We start from the raw sequence: 18,848 nt of genomic DNA, 5'->3' as shown, positions 1-18,848 counted from the left end.
CCACACTAACATCGCCAGCGAAGATAGCCTACACCGACACACCGATACGTCATGTGAGAAAGCTCCGATAAGACAATACAGGATTAGTTGCTTCGCGCCGCGAACACACCGGAGCAAAGAGCGCTGACGGGAAAATCAACACGTCTGGTTAATATTCAAACCACCCTCTCCTTTAAACCGTACCTGCAACTATCAACATGATGAACGGCATAAAACCCATTACCCAAAAAACGCAATAACAACGAGACGACATGAATGCTGCGCATACTCATGCAGCAGCATTCTTTTCGACCTTACACGCCCACGGGCGCCTTAATAGTGCAGCGACCGCGGAGGCTCCGCACCATCAAAGTCAATTTGATGCCCCGCTCCAACGTTGATGCTTCCTAACCCTGGCTCACCATTACCCGGTTGCCCCCTGCCCGTACCTGGCTGATAGAAACCACCGTTACCGTCGGATTGAATCTCATGATCAATCGGCTGATTTTGCGCATCCAAATACTCAGCATCTTCCCCGGCCGCCTGATCCAGCGGATTGTTTTGCCCCTTCTCATTAAAGTTATTACTTTCGTACCTCTGATAATCAGCAGCCACGTTTGAGTTAGCATTGATAGACGACATAAAAACCTCCTACAAATAATTGAACAACCTCATCGGTTGTAGAACAAATTTATAGAACGATAAAAGAATGCTCAACCCGCAACATGCGCCACACATGTATCCGTTTAAAACAAGAAGTACAATACAACCAAACAAATACCTTGCCCCAATAAATTGCTCTAGGACAAGTCTGATATAAACCAGCACACTTCGCGCTATCCGCCGAATCCGTTTCAACTTCTAACTTACTTAAAGCCCGCAACCCGTATCAAGACAGCCTCGCAACCGGGCATTGTATAAAATGATACATAATTGCCAGATTCGAGCAGTTCGTGCAGGCCAACTGGCTGCTGGGGGACAGGCCCCTGCAAGCCCGCCCCCACACTTGACCACGTTCTACCTGAAAAACCCGCTCGACCGTCAGCCGGCGCCGCCGACTTCCTTCGGCAAACGCTGATCAATGACCTGATACAGCGCACTGCCTTGCGGCCAATTACGCATGAAGCGTGCGCGGTCCTTGGCAAACGCCGCGGCGAAGCTGGCATCGGAGCGGTGCTGGCGCATCGCATCCAGGTCGATCAAGGCCCAACGGCCTTCGTGCCAGAACAGGTTATGGCCCTTGAAATCGCCATGGCTGATGCGCTCGCGTATCAGCTCGGCGAACAGGTGGTCCAGCGCCAGCAGTTCGTTTTCAGGCGCGTCGCCCTGCTCCACATACGGTGCGAAGCGCTCGATGATGTCCGGCCCCGGCAGGTATTCAGTGACCAGGTAAGCGCGGCTGCGCAGCCAGAAAAAGCGCTTTTCCAGCACGGCCAGCGGCTTGGGTGTGGCAATGCCGAGGAACGCCAGGCGATTGCCTTCGCGCCAGGAATGCCAGGCGCGGCTCGGGCGCCAGAAACGCTTGAGCCAATGGGCGAAGCCCTTGATGTTGTAGCGCTTGATCACCAGCGGCCGGCCGGCCACTTCGACCTTGGCCACGCTGGCCGCACCGCCGGTCTTGTACAAATGCCCCTGGTCGAGCAAGGCATCGGCCTGCTCCAGCACCGGCAGCATCGCGCGCTCCTCCTCGCGACGGATCGCCCGCAAGCCAAACGCGCCGCGCACCACGCTGAACAGCGTGCATTCGCGGCCGACCTTGTCGAGGAAGTCCTTCAGGCGCCAGGCGCTGACCTTGCGCACCTGCTTCTCCAGGGCTTCGAGCGGTAACGCATGCTCGCCGTTGCTCAGCAGGTAATACACCAGCAACTCTTCGGTAAACGGCGCGAGGTTTTTCGGCAACTGGGCGAAAAACACCCCGAGGTTTTCCAGCACCCGGTTGCGCGACAGCGGCTGACCCGCCTGTTCCACGCAGATCCCGGCACCATCGATCAGGTACAGCTTGCCGCCCTGGCGCAGCAGGTTGTCCAGGTGCAGGTCTTCCTGCCACAGGCCCTTGGCATGCATGCGGGCGATCGCGTCCAGCGCTTCGGCGAGCACAGCGGTCTGCTCATCGGCCAACGGCGGCAGGCCTTCGACCGCTTGCCAGGCATCGGCCAGGCTTTCGGCGCCGTCGATAAACTCAAACAGCAGCCAGCCGCCCTCGCCTTCCTGCAAACCGTCGGCCAGCAGCAGCGGCGTGGTCAGGCCCTGTTCGGCCAGCAGGCGCACGCCGTTGAGCTCACGCTGAAAATGCCGCGCCGCCTTGCTGCCCACCAACAACTTGGCCAACACCGCGCGACCGCGCCAGACACCGGCGCCCACATAGCGCTGGCCCGGCAACACGCGCAACAGGCTGAGCAATTGCAATTGACCAGGGCCTGCGGCGTCCGCCAGTTCGATGGTCAGCGGCAGGCTTGGGCTGCGCCCGGCCTGCTTCAGCGCGGATAAACGCATCAACGGTGCTCCTTGTGGCTGCGGCGAGCGGTCAGGCGCTGCTGCCAGGTGGCGACCAGCGGGCTGTCTTCAGGTTGTTCCAGATACGCCGCCAGCAGGTGACGCGTTTGCGCATCCGACCACTGCGGCGCACGGCGCAACAGCGGCTCCAGGTCCTTGACCCGGTCACGCCAGCCAAACAGCAACGGGCGGGTTTTCTCCAGATCGATCAACTGCGCGGCATAACCGTCGCCGGTGGCCTGCAGGAAAATATGCTTGGGGTAAAAACACCCGTGGACCTGTCCCACGCCGTGCAGACGGCGCGCCAATTGGCCGCAGGCCCACAGGATCGCACGGTGCTGGGGGTCGCTCAGTTGCGGCCACTGTTCGAGCAACGAGTCCAGGTCATTCCAGCCGTCCAGGGCACGGGTCAACAGCATCGCGCGGTGCTCGCCAGCGACTTTGCGCTCACCGTAGAACGCCGCCTGCAAGGCCGGGATACCCAACGCGCGATAACGGCTGATGTTACGAAACTCGCGGGAAAAACTCGGTTCGCCAAACGGTCGGTGCAAGCTGCGCGTGAGGTAGTTGCTCTGGCGCTTGAGGTAGTAACCGTGGCCGTCGAGCTCCAGGCGGAACACGCTGCTCCAGCCGCCACGGCTGGTGTTCGGCTCGTCCACCGCGTCCAGTTGCTTGGCCCACAGGGCATCGAAACTGGCCAGACCGTTGCGCTCCAGCAGAGCGCGGTCTTCGGCCGCCAGGAAATCACTCATTCGCGTCCCTCGAAAAACTTCACCACATGGCGAATTCGCTGTTTGTCCGACGCACTCAGGTGCGCGCGCTGGCGGTATTGCAGGTAGAAGCGCAGGCGCTGGGTGGCCGACAGGTGATACTTGGCCACCTTGTCCAGGCAGGCCAGGTCTTTGGTGATGCGGTATTTGAGCCAGAACCCGCGCCAGAAATCGCCGTTGGGGCAATCGATCAGGTACAGGGTGTGCTGGTCGTCGATCAGCAGGTTGCGCCACTTCAAGTCGTTATGGGTGAAGTGATGATCGTGCATGGTACGCGTGTATTCGGCGAGCTGGCGGCTGACCGCATCGACCCATTTGGGGTCTTTGAGGCGCACGTCGTTGCGCTCGGCCAGCACCGACAAGTCTTCGGTCTTGGGCAACTCACGGGTGATCAGCGCGCCACGGGCGTAGGCCAGGCCATTGCGCTCCAGGCCCCAGGCGACCACGTCGGCGGTGGGAATGCCCCACTTGGCGAAACGCTTGAGGTTCTGCCACTCGGACTTCACCCGCGGCTTGCCCAGGTAGCGGCGCAGGCCCTTGCCGGCACCGACGTAGCGCTTGACGTAGTAATTGACCCCGCCGCGCGCCACCCGGATCACTTCCGACAGCGGGTCGCGGGTCAGCCGCTCGCCTTGCAGGGCGAACACCGCTTCAAGGCTTCCAAAATCATCCGCGAGGCCGGCGTATGCGGGTTCCAGGTTCCAACCCGCCATCAGAGCGCATCCCCGTAACGTTGTTTGCGCGCGTAGAGCTTGGCCGCCTTGTGCTCCAGCCACTGCAGCAGCGCGGCCTCTTCGGCGAGAATCCGGCGCAACGGCTGTTGGAAGTAGCCCTTGAGAAAACGCAGCTTGTCGCGCCGGGTCAGGCCGATATCCAGCGCCGAAAAATACAGCGCCGCCAAGTCCTTGTTGCGCCAGCGCAGCGGGATCTTCGAGCGGACCTGCGCACGGTGCAGATCGATCACCGACAACTTGAAATCATCGGCCACCAGCGGCTTGTCCGTGTGCAGCAGGAAATGGCAGATATAGCAGTCGCGATGGTTGACCCCGGCGCGGTGCATCATGCCGGTCATGCGCGCCACTTCGGCGATCAGCGCATGCTTGATGACTGGCGATGGCGGTTGCTTGAGCCAGTCCATGCTCAGGTCTTCGAGGCTGACGGTGGGCGCCAGCTCTTCGGTGACGATAAACGAATGCTGGTCGGCCGGGTTGCTGCCCTTTTCGCCATAAGCCACGGCGGTCATGGTCGGCACGCCGACTTGCTGCAAGCGCTGGATCGCCCGCCATTCCTGGCCGGCGCCCAATACCGGCAACTTCGCAGTGATCAGGTTCTTGAGGATTTCGGCCCAGCCGATACCACGGTGAATCTTCACGAAATAACCGCGGCCCTCGACCTCTGTACGCAAGGTACGGCGGGCATCGAGTTCGCGGTACACCAGGCCGTCCAGCTTCTCGACTTCGGCGAACGCATCGCGTCCGGCCCAAAGGGTCTTGAACGGTTCGGCAAGCATCAACTTCATCGGTTCGGCTCCGCCAGGATCAGGTCCGCAGCGTACTGCGGCATGCTATAGAGGTCGGCCGTCTCGGCGAAGGCCAGACCATTGCGACTCATGGTCGCGCGCGCTTGTGGATCGTCGAGCATATCGACCAGGTATTGATTGAGTTGCGCCTGTTCGAACGGCTCGTCCAACACCCGGCCATTACCGGCCTTGTCGATATAGAAGGCATAACCGCAGACCTTGCTCACCAGCACCGGCAGGCCGGCGACAACCGCCTCGATCAGCACCATGCCGGCCGCTTCGTTGTAGGCCGGGTGGATCAACAGGTCGGCCCCCAGCAGAAAGCGCGGAATATCGCTGCGCCCTTTGAAGAAATGCACTTGCTCGCCCAGGCCCAGTGCGGCGCTCTGTAATTGGAATACTTTGGGGTCGTCCTGGCCGATTACAAACAGCCGGGCACGTTTCTTCAGCGCCGACGGCAATGCGGCCACGGCCTTGAGGCTGCGGTCGACGCCCTTGGTCTTGAAGCCGGAACCGATCTGCACCAACAGCAAATCGTCCTCGGCCAGGCCGAACTCATCGCGAAACTGTGCGCGGATCTGCGCGGCATTCGGCGGCGCGCGCCGGTCACGGGCGATGCCCGGCGGCAGCAAATGAAAGCGCTGCGCCTGGGTGCCGTAGTAACGCGTGAACAATTCCTGCTGATGGGCCGAGAGCACCATGATCTGGGTCTTGGCGCTCTGTTCGAAGACGGCGCGCTCGTACTCGGCAAAGTGTTTGTAGCGGCCGAACCAGCGGTACATCGGGTTGCGCAGGGTTTGCGCCTTGTCTTCAAACACGCCATCGGCGGCGAAGTACAGGTCCAGCCCGGGCATTTTATTGAACCCGACCACACGATCCACCGGGCGCTTGGCCAGGTCGGCCCGAATCCAGGCGTAGAGTTTTTCGTTGCGGCGATGGTTGAACAGCGCCTTGACCGGCGCCACCAGCACTTCGAAGCCGGGCGGCACATCACCCTCCCAGATCAGGGTGTAGACACGGATCTGATGACCGCGCTGCTGGCACTCCAGGGCGATACGCATGAAGTCGCGCTGCAAGCCACCGAACGGGAAATACTTGTACAGAACAAACGCCAGTTGCATCAGTGCATCTCCTCGGCCAGTAACAACGTGCTCAGCCGGCTCGCCACACGCTCAGGGTTCAGCCGCGTGAAGCACAGGGGCGATTCGCGCTTGATGTCGAACCGACGCAGATCGTCGGCCGTGGGTTGATAGGTACACTGTTTCAGCAGGCAGGGCGCACACGGGAAGTCGCTGGCCAGGTGAATTTGGCTCTTGCCGTAGGCGCCGGTCAGGCCGGGGTTGGTGGGGCCGAACAGCGAAATGGTCGGCACGTCCAGGGCTGCAGCCAGGTGCCCGAGGCCGGTGTCCACCGCAACGCAGGCGCGGGCGCCGGCGAGCACGCGGGCGACGCCGGCCAGGTTCAGTTTGGGCAGCACCTCGGCGTTGTCCAGGCCCAGGGCCAGGCGTTCGGCGCGGGCCTTTTCGGCGGCATTGCCCCATGGCAACTTCACGTCCACGCCCAGGCGGCCCATGCGCTCGGCCAGCTCGCGCCAGTAGGCTTCGGGCCAGTGCTTGGTGTCCCAGGTGGTGCCGTGCAGCAACAACACAAACGGCTTTTTCGGCGGCAGGCCGAGCAGCTTGTCGACGCTCAGGCCGTAGTCGCCCAGGGCCTTGGGCAAGTCATAGCCGAGGGCCACGGCGAACAGCTGGCGCAGGCGCTCCACCGCGTGCTGCCCGCGGGCCACGGCCAGGCGCCGCGAATAAAAGCGCGCCGCGATCGGTTCACGCGCCGAGTTTTTGTCGAACCCGGCCACCGGGGCGCGCACGTAGCGGGTCAGCCAGGCGCTTTTGAGCAGGCCCTGGGCGTCGATCACCAGGTCGTATTTGGTTGACTGGATACGCTGCTTGAAGCGCCGCCATTCGCCACTTTTGAAGGTTTGCCAGAGGTTCTTGCGCCAGCGGCGAATCGCCACCGGGATCACCTTGTCCACCGCCGGGTGCCAGGTGGGGATCTCGGCAAAGCCTTCTTCCACCACCCAGTCGAATCGAATGCCCGGGATCGCCCGCGCCGCATCGGTCAGTGCCGGCAACGCATGAATCACGTCGCCCAGGGATGAGGTCTTGATTACCAGTACCCGCAACTCAGTGAACCTCGACCACAGAGCCCTGCAACCGCTGCAAGGCTTCGTTGACCGGTTGCGGCAACAACTGGCGCAGGCAGTTGTAGTGGCCGAAACGGCAGGTGCGGTCAAAACACGGGCTGCATTCCAGGCCCAGGCGCACCACTTCGACCTTGTCGGCCAACGGCGGGGTAAACCCTGGGGAGGTCGAGCCGTACACCGCGACCAGCGGGCGGTTCAGCGCCGCCGCGACGTGCATCAGCCCGGAGTCGTTGGACACCACCGCATCCGCGCAGGACAGCAAGTCGATGGCCTCGGCCAGCGAGGTGTCGCCACTGAGGTTCACCGCTTCTTCGCGCAGGCCGGGGATCAGGCGCTGGCGGATGTCTTCACCCACCGCATGGTCGTTCTTCGAACCGAACAGCCACACCTGCCAGCCTTCGCGGATCTTCGTCTCCGCGACTTTGGCGTAATGCTCCGACGGCCAGCGCTTGGACTCGCCAAACTCGGCACCGGGGCACAGCGCGAGCACCGGACGGTCGAGGGCCAGGTCGAACTTGGCCAGGGCCGCGTCGCGGGTGATCGGGTCGATCTGCAGGCTCGGGCGCGGATACGGCGTCGGCAACTCGGCACCCGGCGCGTAGGCCAGGGCCATGAAGCGTTCGATCATCAGCGGGTAGCGCGCCTTGTCGAGCTTGCGCACGTCGTTGAGCAGACCGTAGCGAAACTCGCCGCGCCAGCCGGTGCGCTTGGGAATGCCGGCGAAAAACGGCACCAGCGCCGACTTCATCGAGTTGGGCAGCAAGATCGCCTGGTCGTACTGCCCGGCCAGGGATTTGCCGATGCGACGGCGGGTCGCCAGTTCGAGAGCGCCATGGCCGAGCGGGAAGCTCAAGGCCTGGCGCACTTGCGGCATGCGCTCAAGGATCGGCCGGCTCCACTCAGGGGCGAGCACGTCGATTTGGCAGTCGGGATGACGTTGTTTGAGGCACTGGAACAGTGTCTGCGCCATCACCATGTCACCGACCCAGCTGGGCCCAACGATCAGAATATTCATGTAGTTTCCACAAACGATGCGGGGAGGCTTACGCCTCCCCGCCTCGATGATTACTGTAGATCGCACTTTGTGTGGCAGCGGGCTCGCTCGCGATAGCATCACCGCGGTCCGCTAGACAGACCGCAGCGCCTGCATCACGAGCAAGCCTGCTCCCACATGAAGCCGGTTTCCACATTAGATTGGCGTCGCTCATTTAATCGAGTGTCAGCTTAACCCCAGCGCCTGCCAGATTCGCATCACCTGGCGCCGTTCGTCGGCGAACTGATCCCCGGCCACCGTACCGGCTTCGTTCTGCAAAGCCTGGCGGTGCGCCGCGGAACGGTAGGCCTTATATACCTCGCGCAGTAAATGGGCATCGGCGGCGGGCATCAGCCCGACCTGCTCCAGACCCTCCAGAATGCGGATATTGTCGGTGTAGCGCAGCAACGATGGATGTTGCGCAGACCATGCCAAAGCGGCGTATTGCACCATAAATTCAATATCGACGATACCTCCGGCGTCCTGCTTGAGGTCGAACGCCACCGTCGGTTCGAAGGCATTCGCGCCGGTACCGGCCGCCGTGGCCCGGGTCCCGAGATTATCGCGCATCTTGGCGCGCATCTCGCTGACCTCCTGGCGCAGCTTCGTCAAGTCGCGTTCACGGCCCAACACCTTGGCCCGCACCTGCTCGAAGGCGCGGCCCACGTCCTGGCTGCCCACCAACACCCGCGCGCGGATCAGCGCCTGATGTTCCCAGGTCCAGGCTTCGTTTTCCTGATAGCGCGCGAAGGCGCCGAGGGAACTCACCAGCAAACCGGATGCGCCCGACGGCCGCAGGCGCATGTCCACTTCATACAATTGCCCCGAGTTGGTCTGCGTGGTCAGCAAGTGAATGATCCGCTGGCCCAGGCGCGTGAAGAACTGCGCGCCGTCGATCGGCTTGGCGCCATCGGTTTCGGCCTGCGGGTCGCCGTCATGGATAAACACCAGGTCCAAGTCCGAACCATGCCCCAATTCGATGCCGCCGACTTTCCCATAACCGACGATGATGAACCCAGGATCGCACACGCTGCCATCCAACCGTTGCGGCGCGCCGTGGCGGGCGACGGTCTGGCGCCAGGCCAGGGCCAGCACTTGTTCGAGGATGGCTTCGGCGAGCCAGGTCAGGTAGTCGCTGACTTTCATCAGCGGCAGGCTGCCGGCGATTTCCGAGGCGGCCACCCGCAAGCGGTGAGCCAGCTTGAAGTGCCGCAGCGCTTCCATTTGCTGCTCAAGGTCGTCTTCGGGGATACGCGTGAGGCGTTCGCGCAGTTCGGCGGCGAGTTCCGGCGCCAACGGCGGCTTGAACAAGCGGCCTTCGTTGAGCAATTCGTCGAGCAACAGTGGGAAGCGGGTGATCTGTTCGGCGATCCACGGGCTGGCGGCGCACAAGGTCAACAGGCGCCGCAGGGCATCGGGGTTTTCCGTGAGCAACACCAGGTAGGCTGACCGCCGGGCGACGGCTTCCACCAGCGGCAAGACGCGCTCCAGCACCAGGTCCGGGTTGGCGTGCTCGACGGCCTGCGCCAGCAGACGCGGGATAAACGCATCCAGACGCTCGCGACCGAGGCGCTGCATAGCGCGCAATTGCGGGCTGCCGCGCAGGCCGGCCAAGGCCTTGAGCGCTTTGGGCGCGTCAGTGAAGCCACCTTCGGCCAGTTGGCGGCAGGCCGCGTCTTCGTCCTGGGACTCTTCCCACAGTGGCAACCATTCCCCACCGACGACCAATTCGCTTTCTTCGCCGTCTTCTTCATCCGGATCGGCGATCACCTGGCGGAAGTGCCAGTCCACCCGCCCACGCCAGTACATCAGGCGCTCATGGAACGCGGCCCAATCGGCGAAGCCAAGCATAAAGGCAATGCGCGCCTGGTCTTCGGGGCTGTCCGGCAGCATCTGGGTCTGGCGGTCGGCAATCGCCTGGATCGCATGCTCGGTGTAACGCAGGAATTCGTAGCCATCGCGCAACTCGGCGATCACCGCCGGCGGCAGGTAGCCCTGGCCTTCCAGGGTGCCCAGCACCTTGAGCAACGGCCGTTGCTGCAGGCTGAGGTCGCGCCCGCCATGGATCAGCTGGAACGCCTGGGCGATAAATTCCACTTCGCGGATGCCGCCCGAACCGAGCTTGATGTTGTCGGCCATGCCCTTGCGCCGCACTTCCTGCTGGATCAACTGCTTCATGGTGCGCAGCGCTTCGATGGCGGAGAAGTCCAAATAGCGGCGGTAGACGAACGGTCGCAGCATGTCGAGCAGTTGCGCACCGGCCACCTGATCGCCGGCCACCACGCGCGCCTTGATCATGGCGTAGCGCTCCCAGTCGCGGCCCTGGTCCTGGTAATACTGTTCCAACGCATTGAAGCTGAGCACCAGCGCGCCCGCCGAACCGTAAGGCCGCAGGCGCATGTCGACACGGAAGACAAAACCGTCGACGGTCATCGGGTCGAGGGCCTTGATCAGTTTTTGCCCCAGGCGAATGAAGAACTCCTGGTTATCCAGGGCGCGCTTCACCCCCACCGTCTCGCCGCCTTCGGGGTAGGCGAAGATCAAGTCGATGTCGGATGACAGGTTCAGCTCCACCGCGCCGAGCTTGCCCATGCCGAGGATCACCATCTGCTGCGGCTCACCGCTGCGGCGCCCGGTCGGCGTGCCGAACTGCGCGCAATGGCGCTGGTACAGCCACTGGTAGGCCTGGTCGATGCTGGCGTCGGCCATGTCGGAGAGGTCGCGACAGGTTTGCACCAGATCCGCCTGGCGGGTCAGGTCGCGCCAGATGATGCGGACTTGCTGGCGGGTACGCTGGCGGCGCAGCACGCGGCCCAACTCATCTTCTGTTTCAGCCTGTTGCACGGCACCGGCGATCTGCCCGCACAGCTCGCCCGGCGCAAAGCCACGGTCCAACTCGCCCCAGGCGACCAGTTCGAGCAACATCAACGGGTCACGAACACTCTGTTCAATCACGAAATCACTGGCCGCGCACACCCGCGCGAAATCGGCCCAGCGTTGCGGCGTCCATTCAGAAAGGCCATGATCGTCGTCCAGCGCGGCCACTGCGTCACGGAATGACTGTTCGGCCCGAATGGCGAACGGCAAGAGAACGGCCGGCAGCTCGGCCAGCGTTGGAAGGCTCATGGTCTATCCTTGAACGGCGCGTAAAGGGCTTGTTGCGGTGAACGCAGGAGGCAGGCGCGATGAATGACTGTCGAACAAAAGTTAGAAATAGCTGAAAATTCATAAATTTTGGCAGGTAACATTAAATTTCTACCTTTTCTTCTTCGCAAAAGATCAACAATAACGATTATGCTCACCTAACGGACCGAGCAATCCGCTCAGTCTTGTGTAGTTTTACTACTCGTATATACATTCGAAAGGCTGAAATGGCCGACGATTTGTAGTAAAACTACAGGACGCCGGAGCAACCTCCGGCCATCCAAGAATTTATGTCGTCTGCCCACAAGGCCAGTCGCAAACTTCAGGCAACCGATTCTGGTAGCCTTTCCGCCCTGGAGCAAGCCATGCAAGACCTCGATCCCGTCGAAACCCAGGAATGGCTGGACGCCCTGGAATCGGTTCTCGACAAAGAAGGCGAAGACCGTGCTCACTATCTGATGACCCGTATGGGCGAACTCGCGACCCGCAGCGGCTCGCAACTGCCCTACGCCATCACCACGCCATATCGCAATACCATCCCTGTTACCCACGAAGCACGCATGCCTGGCGACCTGTTCATGGAACGCCGCATTCGCTCGCTGGTACGTTGGAACGCCATGGCGATGGTAATGCGTACGAACTTGAAAGATTCTGACCTGGGCGGTCACATCTCCAGCTTCGCTTCCAGCGCAACGCTCTATGACATCGGCTTCAACTACTTCTTCCAGGCCCCGACCGACGAACACGGCGGCGATCTGATCTACTTCCAGGGCCACACCTCGCCAGGCGTCTACGCCCGTGCGTTCATGGAAGGTCGCATCAGCGAAGAACAGATGAACAACTTCCGCCAGGAAGTCGACGGTCAGGGCCTGTCGTCCTACCCGCACCCTTGGCTGATGCCTGATTTCTGGCAGTTCCCGACCGTTTCCATGGGGCTGGGCCCGATCCAGGCGATCTACCAGGCGCGCTTCATGAAGTACCTGGAAGCCCGTGGTTTCATCCCCGAAGGCAAGCAGAAAGTCTGGTGCTTCCTGGGCGACGGCGAGTGCGACGAGCCGGAATCCCTGGGTGCCATCTCCCTGGCCGGCCGCGAGAAGCTGGACAACCTGATCTTCGTCATCAACTGCAACCTGCAGCGCCTCGACGGCCCGGTTCGCGGCAACGGCAAGATCATCCAGGAACTCGAAGGCGTGTTCCGCGGTGCTCAGTGGAACGTGACCAAAGTCATCTGGGGCCGTTTCTGGGACCCACTGCTGGCCAAGGACGTCGACGGTATCCTGCAACGTCGCATGGACGAAGTCATCGACGGCGAGTACCAGAACTACAAGGCCAAAGACGGCGCGTTCGTGCGTGAACACTTCTTCAACACGCCTGAACTCAAGGCGATGGTTGCCGACCTGTCCGACGACGAGATCTGGAAACTCAACCGTGGCGGCCACGACCCGTACAAGGTCTACGCGGCGTACCACGAAGCGGTCAACCACAAAGAACAACCGACCGTCATCCTGGCCAAGACCATCAAGGGTTATGGCACCGGTGCCGGCGAAGCGAAGAACACTGCGCACAACACCAAGAAAGTCGATGTCGGCAGCCTGAAGTTGTTCCGCGACCGCTTCGACATCCCGGTCAAGGACGAAGAGCTGGAGAACCTGCCGTTCTTCAAGCCAGAGCCGAACAGCGCTGAAGCCCGCTACCTGAGCGAGCGTCGTGCCGCGCTGGGCGGTTTCGTGCCACAGCGCCGTGCCAAGAGCGTCAACATCCCAACACCGGCGCTGGATACCCTCAAGGCCATCCTCGACGGCTCGGGCGACCGTGAAATCTCCACCACCATGGCCTTCGTGCGAATCCTCGCGCAACTGGTCAAGGACAAGGAAGTCGGTTCGCGCATCGTGCCGATCATCCCGGACGAAGCCCGTACCTTCGGTATGGAAGGCATGTTCCGTCAGTTGGGCATCTACTCCTCCGTCGGCCAGCTCTACGAGCCAGTCGATAAAGACCAGGTGATGTTCTACAAGGAAGACAAGAAGGGCCAGATCCTCGAAGAAGGCATCAACGAAGCGGGCGCCATGAGTTCCTTCATCGCGGCCGGTACGTCGTACTCCTGCCACAACCAGCCGATGCTGCCGTTCTACATCTTCTACTCGATGTTCGGCTTCCAGCGTATCGGCGACCTGGCCTGGGCAGCAGGCGACAGCCGTACCCGTGGCTTCCTGATCGGCGGCACCGCCGGCCGCACCACGCTGAACGGCGAAGGCCTGCAACACGAAGACGGTCACAGCCACATCCTGGCGGCCACCATTCCGAACTGCCGCACCTTTGATCCAACCTACGGCTATGAGCTGGCGGTGATCATCCAGGACGGCATGAAGAAGATGACCCAGGAGCAGCAGGACGTTTTCTACTACATCACCGTGATGAACGAGTCCTACCAGCAACCTGCCATGCCGGCCGGTGTCGAGGAAGGCATCATCAAGGGCATGTACCTGCTCGAAGAAGACACCAAGGAAGCAGCGCATCACGTGCAACTGATGGGCTCCGGCACCATCCTGCGCGAAGTGCGTGAAGCGGCGAAGATCCTGCGTGACGAATTCAACGTCGGCGCCGACGTGTGGAGCGTGACCAGCTTCAACGAACTGCGTCGCGACGGCCTGGCCGTAGAACGCAACAACCGCCTGCACCCAGGTCAGAAGCCTGAAGTGAGCTACGTCGAAGAATGCCTGACTGGCCGTAAAGGTCCGGTGATCGCATCCACCGACTACATGAAACTGTTTGCTGAACAAATTCGCCAGTGGGTCCCGTCCAAGGAATTCAAAGTCCTGGGCACCGACGGTTTCGGCCGCAGTGACAGCCGCAAGAAGCTGCGTCACTTCTTCGAAGTCGACCGTCACTTCGTGGTGTTGGCAGCCCTGGAAGCCTTGGCTGACCGCGGTGAGATCGAACCCAAGGTGGTGGCTGACGCCATCGTCAAGTTCGGGATCAACCCGGAAAAACGCAACCCACTGGACTGCTGAGGAGACTTTTTGTGAGCGAACTCATTCGCGTACCTGACATCGGCAGCGGTGAAGGTGAAGTAATCGAGCTGTTTGTGAAGGTCGGCGACACCGTCGAAGCCGACCAGAGCATCCTGACCCTGGAATCGGACAAGGCGAGCATGGAAATCCCTGCTCCCAAGGCCGGCGTGGTCAAGAGCCTGAAAGTGAAGCTGGGCGATCGCCTGAAAGAAGGCGACGAACTGCTGGAGCTGGAAATCGAGGGCGCCGCCGCTGCGGCCCCTGCTCCAGCTGCCGCGGCAGCACCGGCGCCAGCGCCAGCGCCGGCTGAAAAACCTGCTGCTGCCGAGGCCCCTGCGGCCCCGGCTGCCGCACCGACCGCAGCCACCATCCAGGACATTCATGTCCCGGACATCGGCTCGTCGGGCAAGGCCAAGATCATCGAACTGCTGGTCAAGGTCGGCGACACCGTCGAAGCCGACCAGTCGCTGATCACCCTGGAGTCCGACAAGGCCTCCATGGAAATCCCTTCGCCGGCTGCCGGCGTGGTGGAAAGCATCGCGGTCAAGCTGGAAGACGAAGTCGGCACTGGCGACTTCATCCTCAAGCTGAAAGTCCAAGGCGCTGCGTCGGCTGCTGCCCCGGCACCGGCCGCTGCGCCGGCTGCCAAGGCTGAAGCCGCACCGGCCGCCGCGGCTCCAGCTCCAGCGCCTGCCGCAAAAGCCGAGGCCGCACCGGCCCCGGCGGCGGCACCGGCACGAAGCGGTGCCAAGGTTCACGCCGGCCCTGCCGTGCGCCAACTGGCCCGCGAGTTCGGCGTCGAGCTGAACGCCGTCACGGCCACCGGCCCGCACGGTCGCGTGCTCAAGGAAGACGTGCAGGTTTACGTCAAATCCATGATGCAGAAAGCCAAGGAAGCCCCGGCTGCCGGCAATGCTACCGGTGGTGCGGGCATTCCGCCGATCCCGGTCGTGGACTTCAGCCGCTTCGGCGAAACCGAAGAAGTGCAGATGACCCGCCTGATGCAAATCGGCGCGTCGAGCCTGCACCGCAGTTGGCTGAACATCCCGCACGTAACCCAATTCGACCAGGCCGACATCACCGACCTGGAAGCTTTCCGCGTTGCGCAGAAAGCCGTGGCCGAGAAGGCCGGCGTGAAACTGACCGTGCTGCCACTGTTGCTCAAGGCCTGCGCGCACCTGCTCAAGGAGCTGCCGGACTTCAACAGTTCGCTGGCGCCAAGCGGCAAGGCGATCATTCGCAAGAAGTACGTTCACATCGGCTTTGCCGTCGACACCCCGGATGGCCTGCTGGTACCGGTCATCAAGAACGTCGACCAGAAGAGCCTGCTGCAACTGGCTGCCGAAGCCGCTGCGCTGGCTGCCAAGGCCCGCGACAAGAAGCTCACCGCGGACGACATGCAGGGCGCATGCTTCACCATCTCCAGCCTCGGCCACATTGGCGGCACTGGCTTCACGCCAATCGTCAATGCGCCGGAAGTGGCGATCCTGGGCGTTTCCAAGGCGACCATCCAGCCGGTCTGGGACGGTAAAGCCTTCCAGCCGAAGCTGATGCTGCCACTGTCGCTGTCCTACGATCACCGCGTGATCAACGGCGCCGCGGCGGCACGCTTCACCCAGCGCCTGAGCCAACTGCTGAACGACATCCGCACCATCTTGCTGTAAGCCGCGACGGGCCTCCCTTGCACGAGGGAGGCCCGATTGCATCGATTTCCGAGCGCCACGCTCGTACCTCAACCCCGCCACTTGGCGGGGCTTTTTTTGCGCGTTTCTTGGACAGTAAAAACAGGGTTGTACACCACCTATCACCCCGATTGCAGAAATCGACCGCGCAGCCGATATAACCCTTATAGCACTTAGCCTTCATCCTCTCTTGTCAGCCTGGGCTGCATGATGCAACCTTGCTGCAGGCAACAGTAAAGAGGGCGTGAGCCCGGCGCCGAGTGCGTTTTTTCAAGTGAGCTTCCCCATGAAAAGCCAACCCGATGTCGCCCGGACGGCGGCCGAGGTAGTGACGCAATTACCGGTGCCTTCGCGCCTCGGTATGCTGCGTTTCGAGCGGCTGAATGAGGCAAGCTGGGCCCTGCTCTACCTCGACCCCAATTGCGAGCGCCAATTCGGCCTGCCGGCGGTTGAACTGTGCGCGCTGATCGGCTCGCCCTACGCCAGCCTGATGGAGCCACAGGCGCGTTATCAACTGCACGATGCCATCCAGCAGCAACTGGCCGAGAGCCCTCATTACCTGGTGCGCTACACCCTGCACACCAACGACGGCCCTCTAAGCTTGCTGGAACTGGGCGAAGCCTACAAACAACACAATCGCCACCTGCTGCGGGGCTACCTGATGGTGGTCGACGGCCTGTTCAGCGAGATCCCGTCGACGGCGCCGACAGCAGACCTGGAAAACCAGAACAGCCGCCTGCAGATCGCCCTGGAACTCAACCAGCGCGCGCAACAGGAACAGTTGCTGCACCTGGAACGGGTACGCGCGCAGCAAGAGCTGATCCTGCTGCTCGCGCGCCAGCGCTACACCACGAATAATTCGCTGCAGGAAGCCGCCGAGCTGATCACCCGCAGCGCCTGCGATATCTACCAGATCGATTGCGCCAGCATCTGGAACCTCGAAGGCCAGCGCCTGGTACCGATTTCGGCGTACCAGCGCGCCGATCAGCGCCACCACTTGCCCGAACCGATTGATGCCAGTGGCTTTCCGGACTACCTCGAAGCCCTGCAGACCAGCCGGGCGATCGATGCTACCAATGTCATGCGCGACCCACGCACCCGCGAAATGGCCGAATCGCTGCAGGCCAACGACGTGCATGCGATGCTCGACGCGAGTATCCGTGTCGATGGCCAGGTCGTTGGCGTGTTGTGCCTGGAACAAAACGGCTGCACGCGCGCCTGGCAGTCCGACGAGATCGCCTTTGCCGGCGAGCTGGCGGATCAGTTCGCGCAAGTGATCAACAATCACAACCGTCGTACCGCCACCAGCGCCCTGCACCTGTTTCAGCGCGCGGTGGAACAAAGCGCCAACGCCTTCCTGCTGGTCAATTGCGATGGCGTGGTGGAGTACGTCAACCCCAGTTTCACCGCGATCACCCAGTACAGTACCGAAGAGGTCCACGGCCATCGCCTGGCGCAATTGCCCGCGCTGGAAAACCTCAGCGAATTACTGTTCGACGCACCGTCGAGCCTGGCCAAGAGCAACAGCTGGCAGGGCGAGTTCAAGAGCCGACGCAAGAACCTGGAACCCTATTGGGGCCAGCTGTCGATCTCCAAGGTCTATGGCGACAATCGCGAGCTGACCCACTATATCGGCATCTACGAAGACATCACCCAGACCAAGCTGGCCCAGCAGCGCATCGAGCGCCTGGCCTATACCGACAACCTGACCAACCTGGGCAACCGTCCGGCGTTTATCCGCAACCTCGACGAACGCTTTGCCCGCGACAGCGACAGCCCGATCTGCCTGTTGCTGGTGGACATCGACAACTTCAAGCGGATCAACGACAGCCTCGGCCACCAGACCGGCGACAAGCTGCTGATCAGCCTGGCCCGGCGCCTGCGCAACAGCCTCAGCGCCGGCGGCAGCCTGGCGCGCTTTGCCAGTAACGAATTTGCGGTATTGCTCGACGACACCGACCTGGAGAGCGGCCAGCTCGTTGCCAGCCAACTGCTGGCGACCCTCGACAAGCCGATGTTCGTCGACAACCAATTGATCAGCGTCACCGGCTCCGTGGGCCTGGCCTGCGCGCCGCTGCATGGCCGCGACCCGCAAACCCTGATGCGCAACGCCGGCTTGGCCCTGCACAAGGCCAAAGCCAACGGCAAACACCAGGTACAAGTGTTTACCGAAGCGCTGAACGCCGAGGCCAGCTACAAACTGTTCGTGGAAAACAACCTGCGCCGCGCCCTGACCCAGAACGAGCTGGACGTGTTCTACCAGCCCAAGCTGTGCCTGCGCAGTGGCCGCTTGTTGGGCATGGAAGCGCTGCTGCGCTGGAACCACCCGGAAAAGGGCATGATCCGCCCCGACCAGTTCATCAGCGTGGCCGAAGAAACCGGCCTGATCATCCCCATCGGCAAATGGATCGCCCGCCAGGCCTGCCGCATGAGCAAGCAACTGAGCGCCGCCGGCCTGGGCAACCTGCAGGTGGCGATCAACCTGTCGCCCAAACAGTTCTCCGACCCGGACCTGGTGGCCTCGATTGCCTCGATCCTCAAGGAAGAAGAACTGCCGGCCAACCTGCTCGAACTTGAGTTGACCGAAGGCCTGCTGCTGGAGGCCACCGAGGACACCCGTCTGCAACTGGACCAGTTGAAAAGCCTGGGCCTGACCCTGGCCATGGACGACTTCGGCACCGGTTACTCGTCGCTGAGCTACTTGAAAAAATTCCCGATCGACATCATCAAGATCGATCGCAGCTTTATCCACGAAATCCCGGACAACCAGGACGACATGGAAATCACCTCCGCCGTGATCGCCATGGCCCACAACCTCAAGCTCAAGGTCGTGGCCGAAGGCATCGAGACCGCCGAGCAGTTGGCGTTCCTGCGTCGGCACCGTTGCGACGTCGGCCAGGGCTATCTGTTCGACCGGCCCATCCCCGGTTCAGAGCTGCTCGAGAAGCTTAAACGCTACCCACGCGGGCCAATCGCCTGACAGCGCTGTAACACTCGGGCACACTGGTTGTCTG

Annotated in this window: 12 protein-coding genes; 3 read left to right on the top strand and 9 right to left on the bottom strand. The window is 62.0% G+C overall.

Annotated elements, in window-relative coordinates:
• Nucleotides 1-312 precede the first annotated feature (312 nt).
• The 9 genes from MOQ67_RS03490 to glnE form a co-directional block, all read right to left on the bottom strand.
• Nucleotides 313-621 (bottom strand): hypothetical protein, encoded by a 309-nt coding sequence (locus MOQ67_RS03490; protein ID WP_102617188.1) that lies wholly within the window; start codon nt 619-621, stop codon nt 313-315.
• A gap of 399 nt (nt 622-1,020) precedes the next feature.
• Entirely contained in the window at nt 1,021-2,472 is a 1,452-nt protein-coding gene (locus tag MOQ67_RS03485; protein ID WP_017849800.1) for a lipopolysaccharide kinase InaA family protein, read from the bottom strand.
• Entirely contained in the window at nt 2,472-3,224 is a 753-nt protein-coding gene (locus tag MOQ67_RS03480; protein WP_046490759.1) for a lipopolysaccharide kinase InaA family protein, read from the bottom strand. Before MOQ67_RS03480 ends, MOQ67_RS03485 begins: the two co-directional genes overlap by 1 nt.
• Nucleotides 3,221-3,955: a lipopolysaccharide kinase InaA family protein gene (locus MOQ67_RS03475; protein WP_017849802.1), complete on the bottom strand. Its 735-nt coding sequence runs from the start codon at nt 3,953-3,955 to the stop codon at nt 3,221-3,223. Before MOQ67_RS03475 ends, MOQ67_RS03480 begins: the two co-directional genes overlap by 4 nt.
• Nucleotides 3,955-4,761, bottom strand: a complete 807-nt coding sequence (gene rfaP, locus MOQ67_RS03470; RefSeq protein WP_046490762.1) for a lipopolysaccharide core heptose(I) kinase RfaP — start codon at nt 4,759-4,761, stop codon at nt 3,955-3,957. Before rfaP ends, MOQ67_RS03475 begins: the two co-directional genes overlap by 1 nt.
• Nucleotides 4,758-5,882, bottom strand: coding sequence for a glycosyltransferase family 4 protein (locus MOQ67_RS03465; RefSeq protein ID WP_198718335.1), 1,125 nt, complete (start codon nt 5,880-5,882; stop codon nt 4,758-4,760). Before MOQ67_RS03465 ends, rfaP begins: the two co-directional genes overlap by 4 nt.
• On the bottom strand, nt 5,882-6,943 hold the full coding sequence (gene waaC, locus MOQ67_RS03460) for a lipopolysaccharide heptosyltransferase I (RefSeq protein WP_017849805.1): 1,062 nt from the start codon (nt 6,941-6,943) through the stop codon (nt 5,882-5,884). The genes MOQ67_RS03465 and waaC overlap by 1 nt, the downstream gene beginning before the upstream one ends.
• A 1-nt stretch (nt 6,944) precedes the next feature.
• Nucleotides 6,945-7,979 carry a lipopolysaccharide heptosyltransferase II gene (gene waaF / locus MOQ67_RS03455; protein WP_046490763.1) on the bottom strand — a complete coding sequence of 345 codons (1,035 nt, stop codon included), beginning with the start codon at nt 7,977-7,979 and terminating at the stop codon, nt 6,945-6,947.
• A gap of 204 nt (nt 7,980-8,183) precedes the next feature.
• The gene (glnE, locus tag MOQ67_RS03450; protein WP_046384938.1) at nt 8,184-11,123 is read right to left on the bottom strand and encodes a bifunctional [glutamate--ammonia ligase]-adenylyl-L-tyrosine phosphorylase/[glutamate--ammonia-ligase] adenylyltransferase; all 2,940 of its coding nucleotides are present in this window, start codon (nt 11,121-11,123) and stop codon (nt 8,184-8,186) included.
• A 383-nt stretch (nt 11,124-11,506) separates the two neighbouring features.
• Between glnE and aceE the strand changes: the two genes are divergently transcribed.
• The 3 genes from aceE (at nt 11,507) to MOQ67_RS03435 (ending at nt 18,814) form a co-directional block, all read left to right on the top strand.
• Complete coding sequence (gene aceE / locus MOQ67_RS03445; RefSeq protein ID WP_046490768.1) at nt 11,507-14,152, top strand: pyruvate dehydrogenase (acetyl-transferring), homodimeric type; 2,646 nt, start codon at nt 11,507-11,509, stop codon at nt 14,150-14,152.
• Nucleotides 14,153-14,163: 11 nt separating this feature from the next.
• A complete protein-coding gene (aceF, locus tag MOQ67_RS03440; protein ID WP_198718333.1) occupies nt 14,164-15,816 on the top strand; it encodes a dihydrolipoyllysine-residue acetyltransferase in 1,653 nt (550 codons plus the stop codon).
• A gap of 304 nt (nt 15,817-16,120) precedes the next feature.
• The gene (locus tag MOQ67_RS03435) at nt 16,121-18,814 is read left to right on the top strand and encodes a putative bifunctional diguanylate cyclase/phosphodiesterase (protein ID WP_046490774.1); all 2,694 of its coding nucleotides are present in this window, start codon (nt 16,121-16,123) and stop codon (nt 18,812-18,814) included.
• Nucleotides 18,815-18,848 lie beyond the last annotated feature (34 nt).

This window comes from Pseudomonas sp. LY-1 (assembly GCF_053502595.1).
The sequence above is the reverse complement of the archived record's forward strand: the minus strand, read 5'-3'. Positions and strand labels throughout refer to the sequence as shown.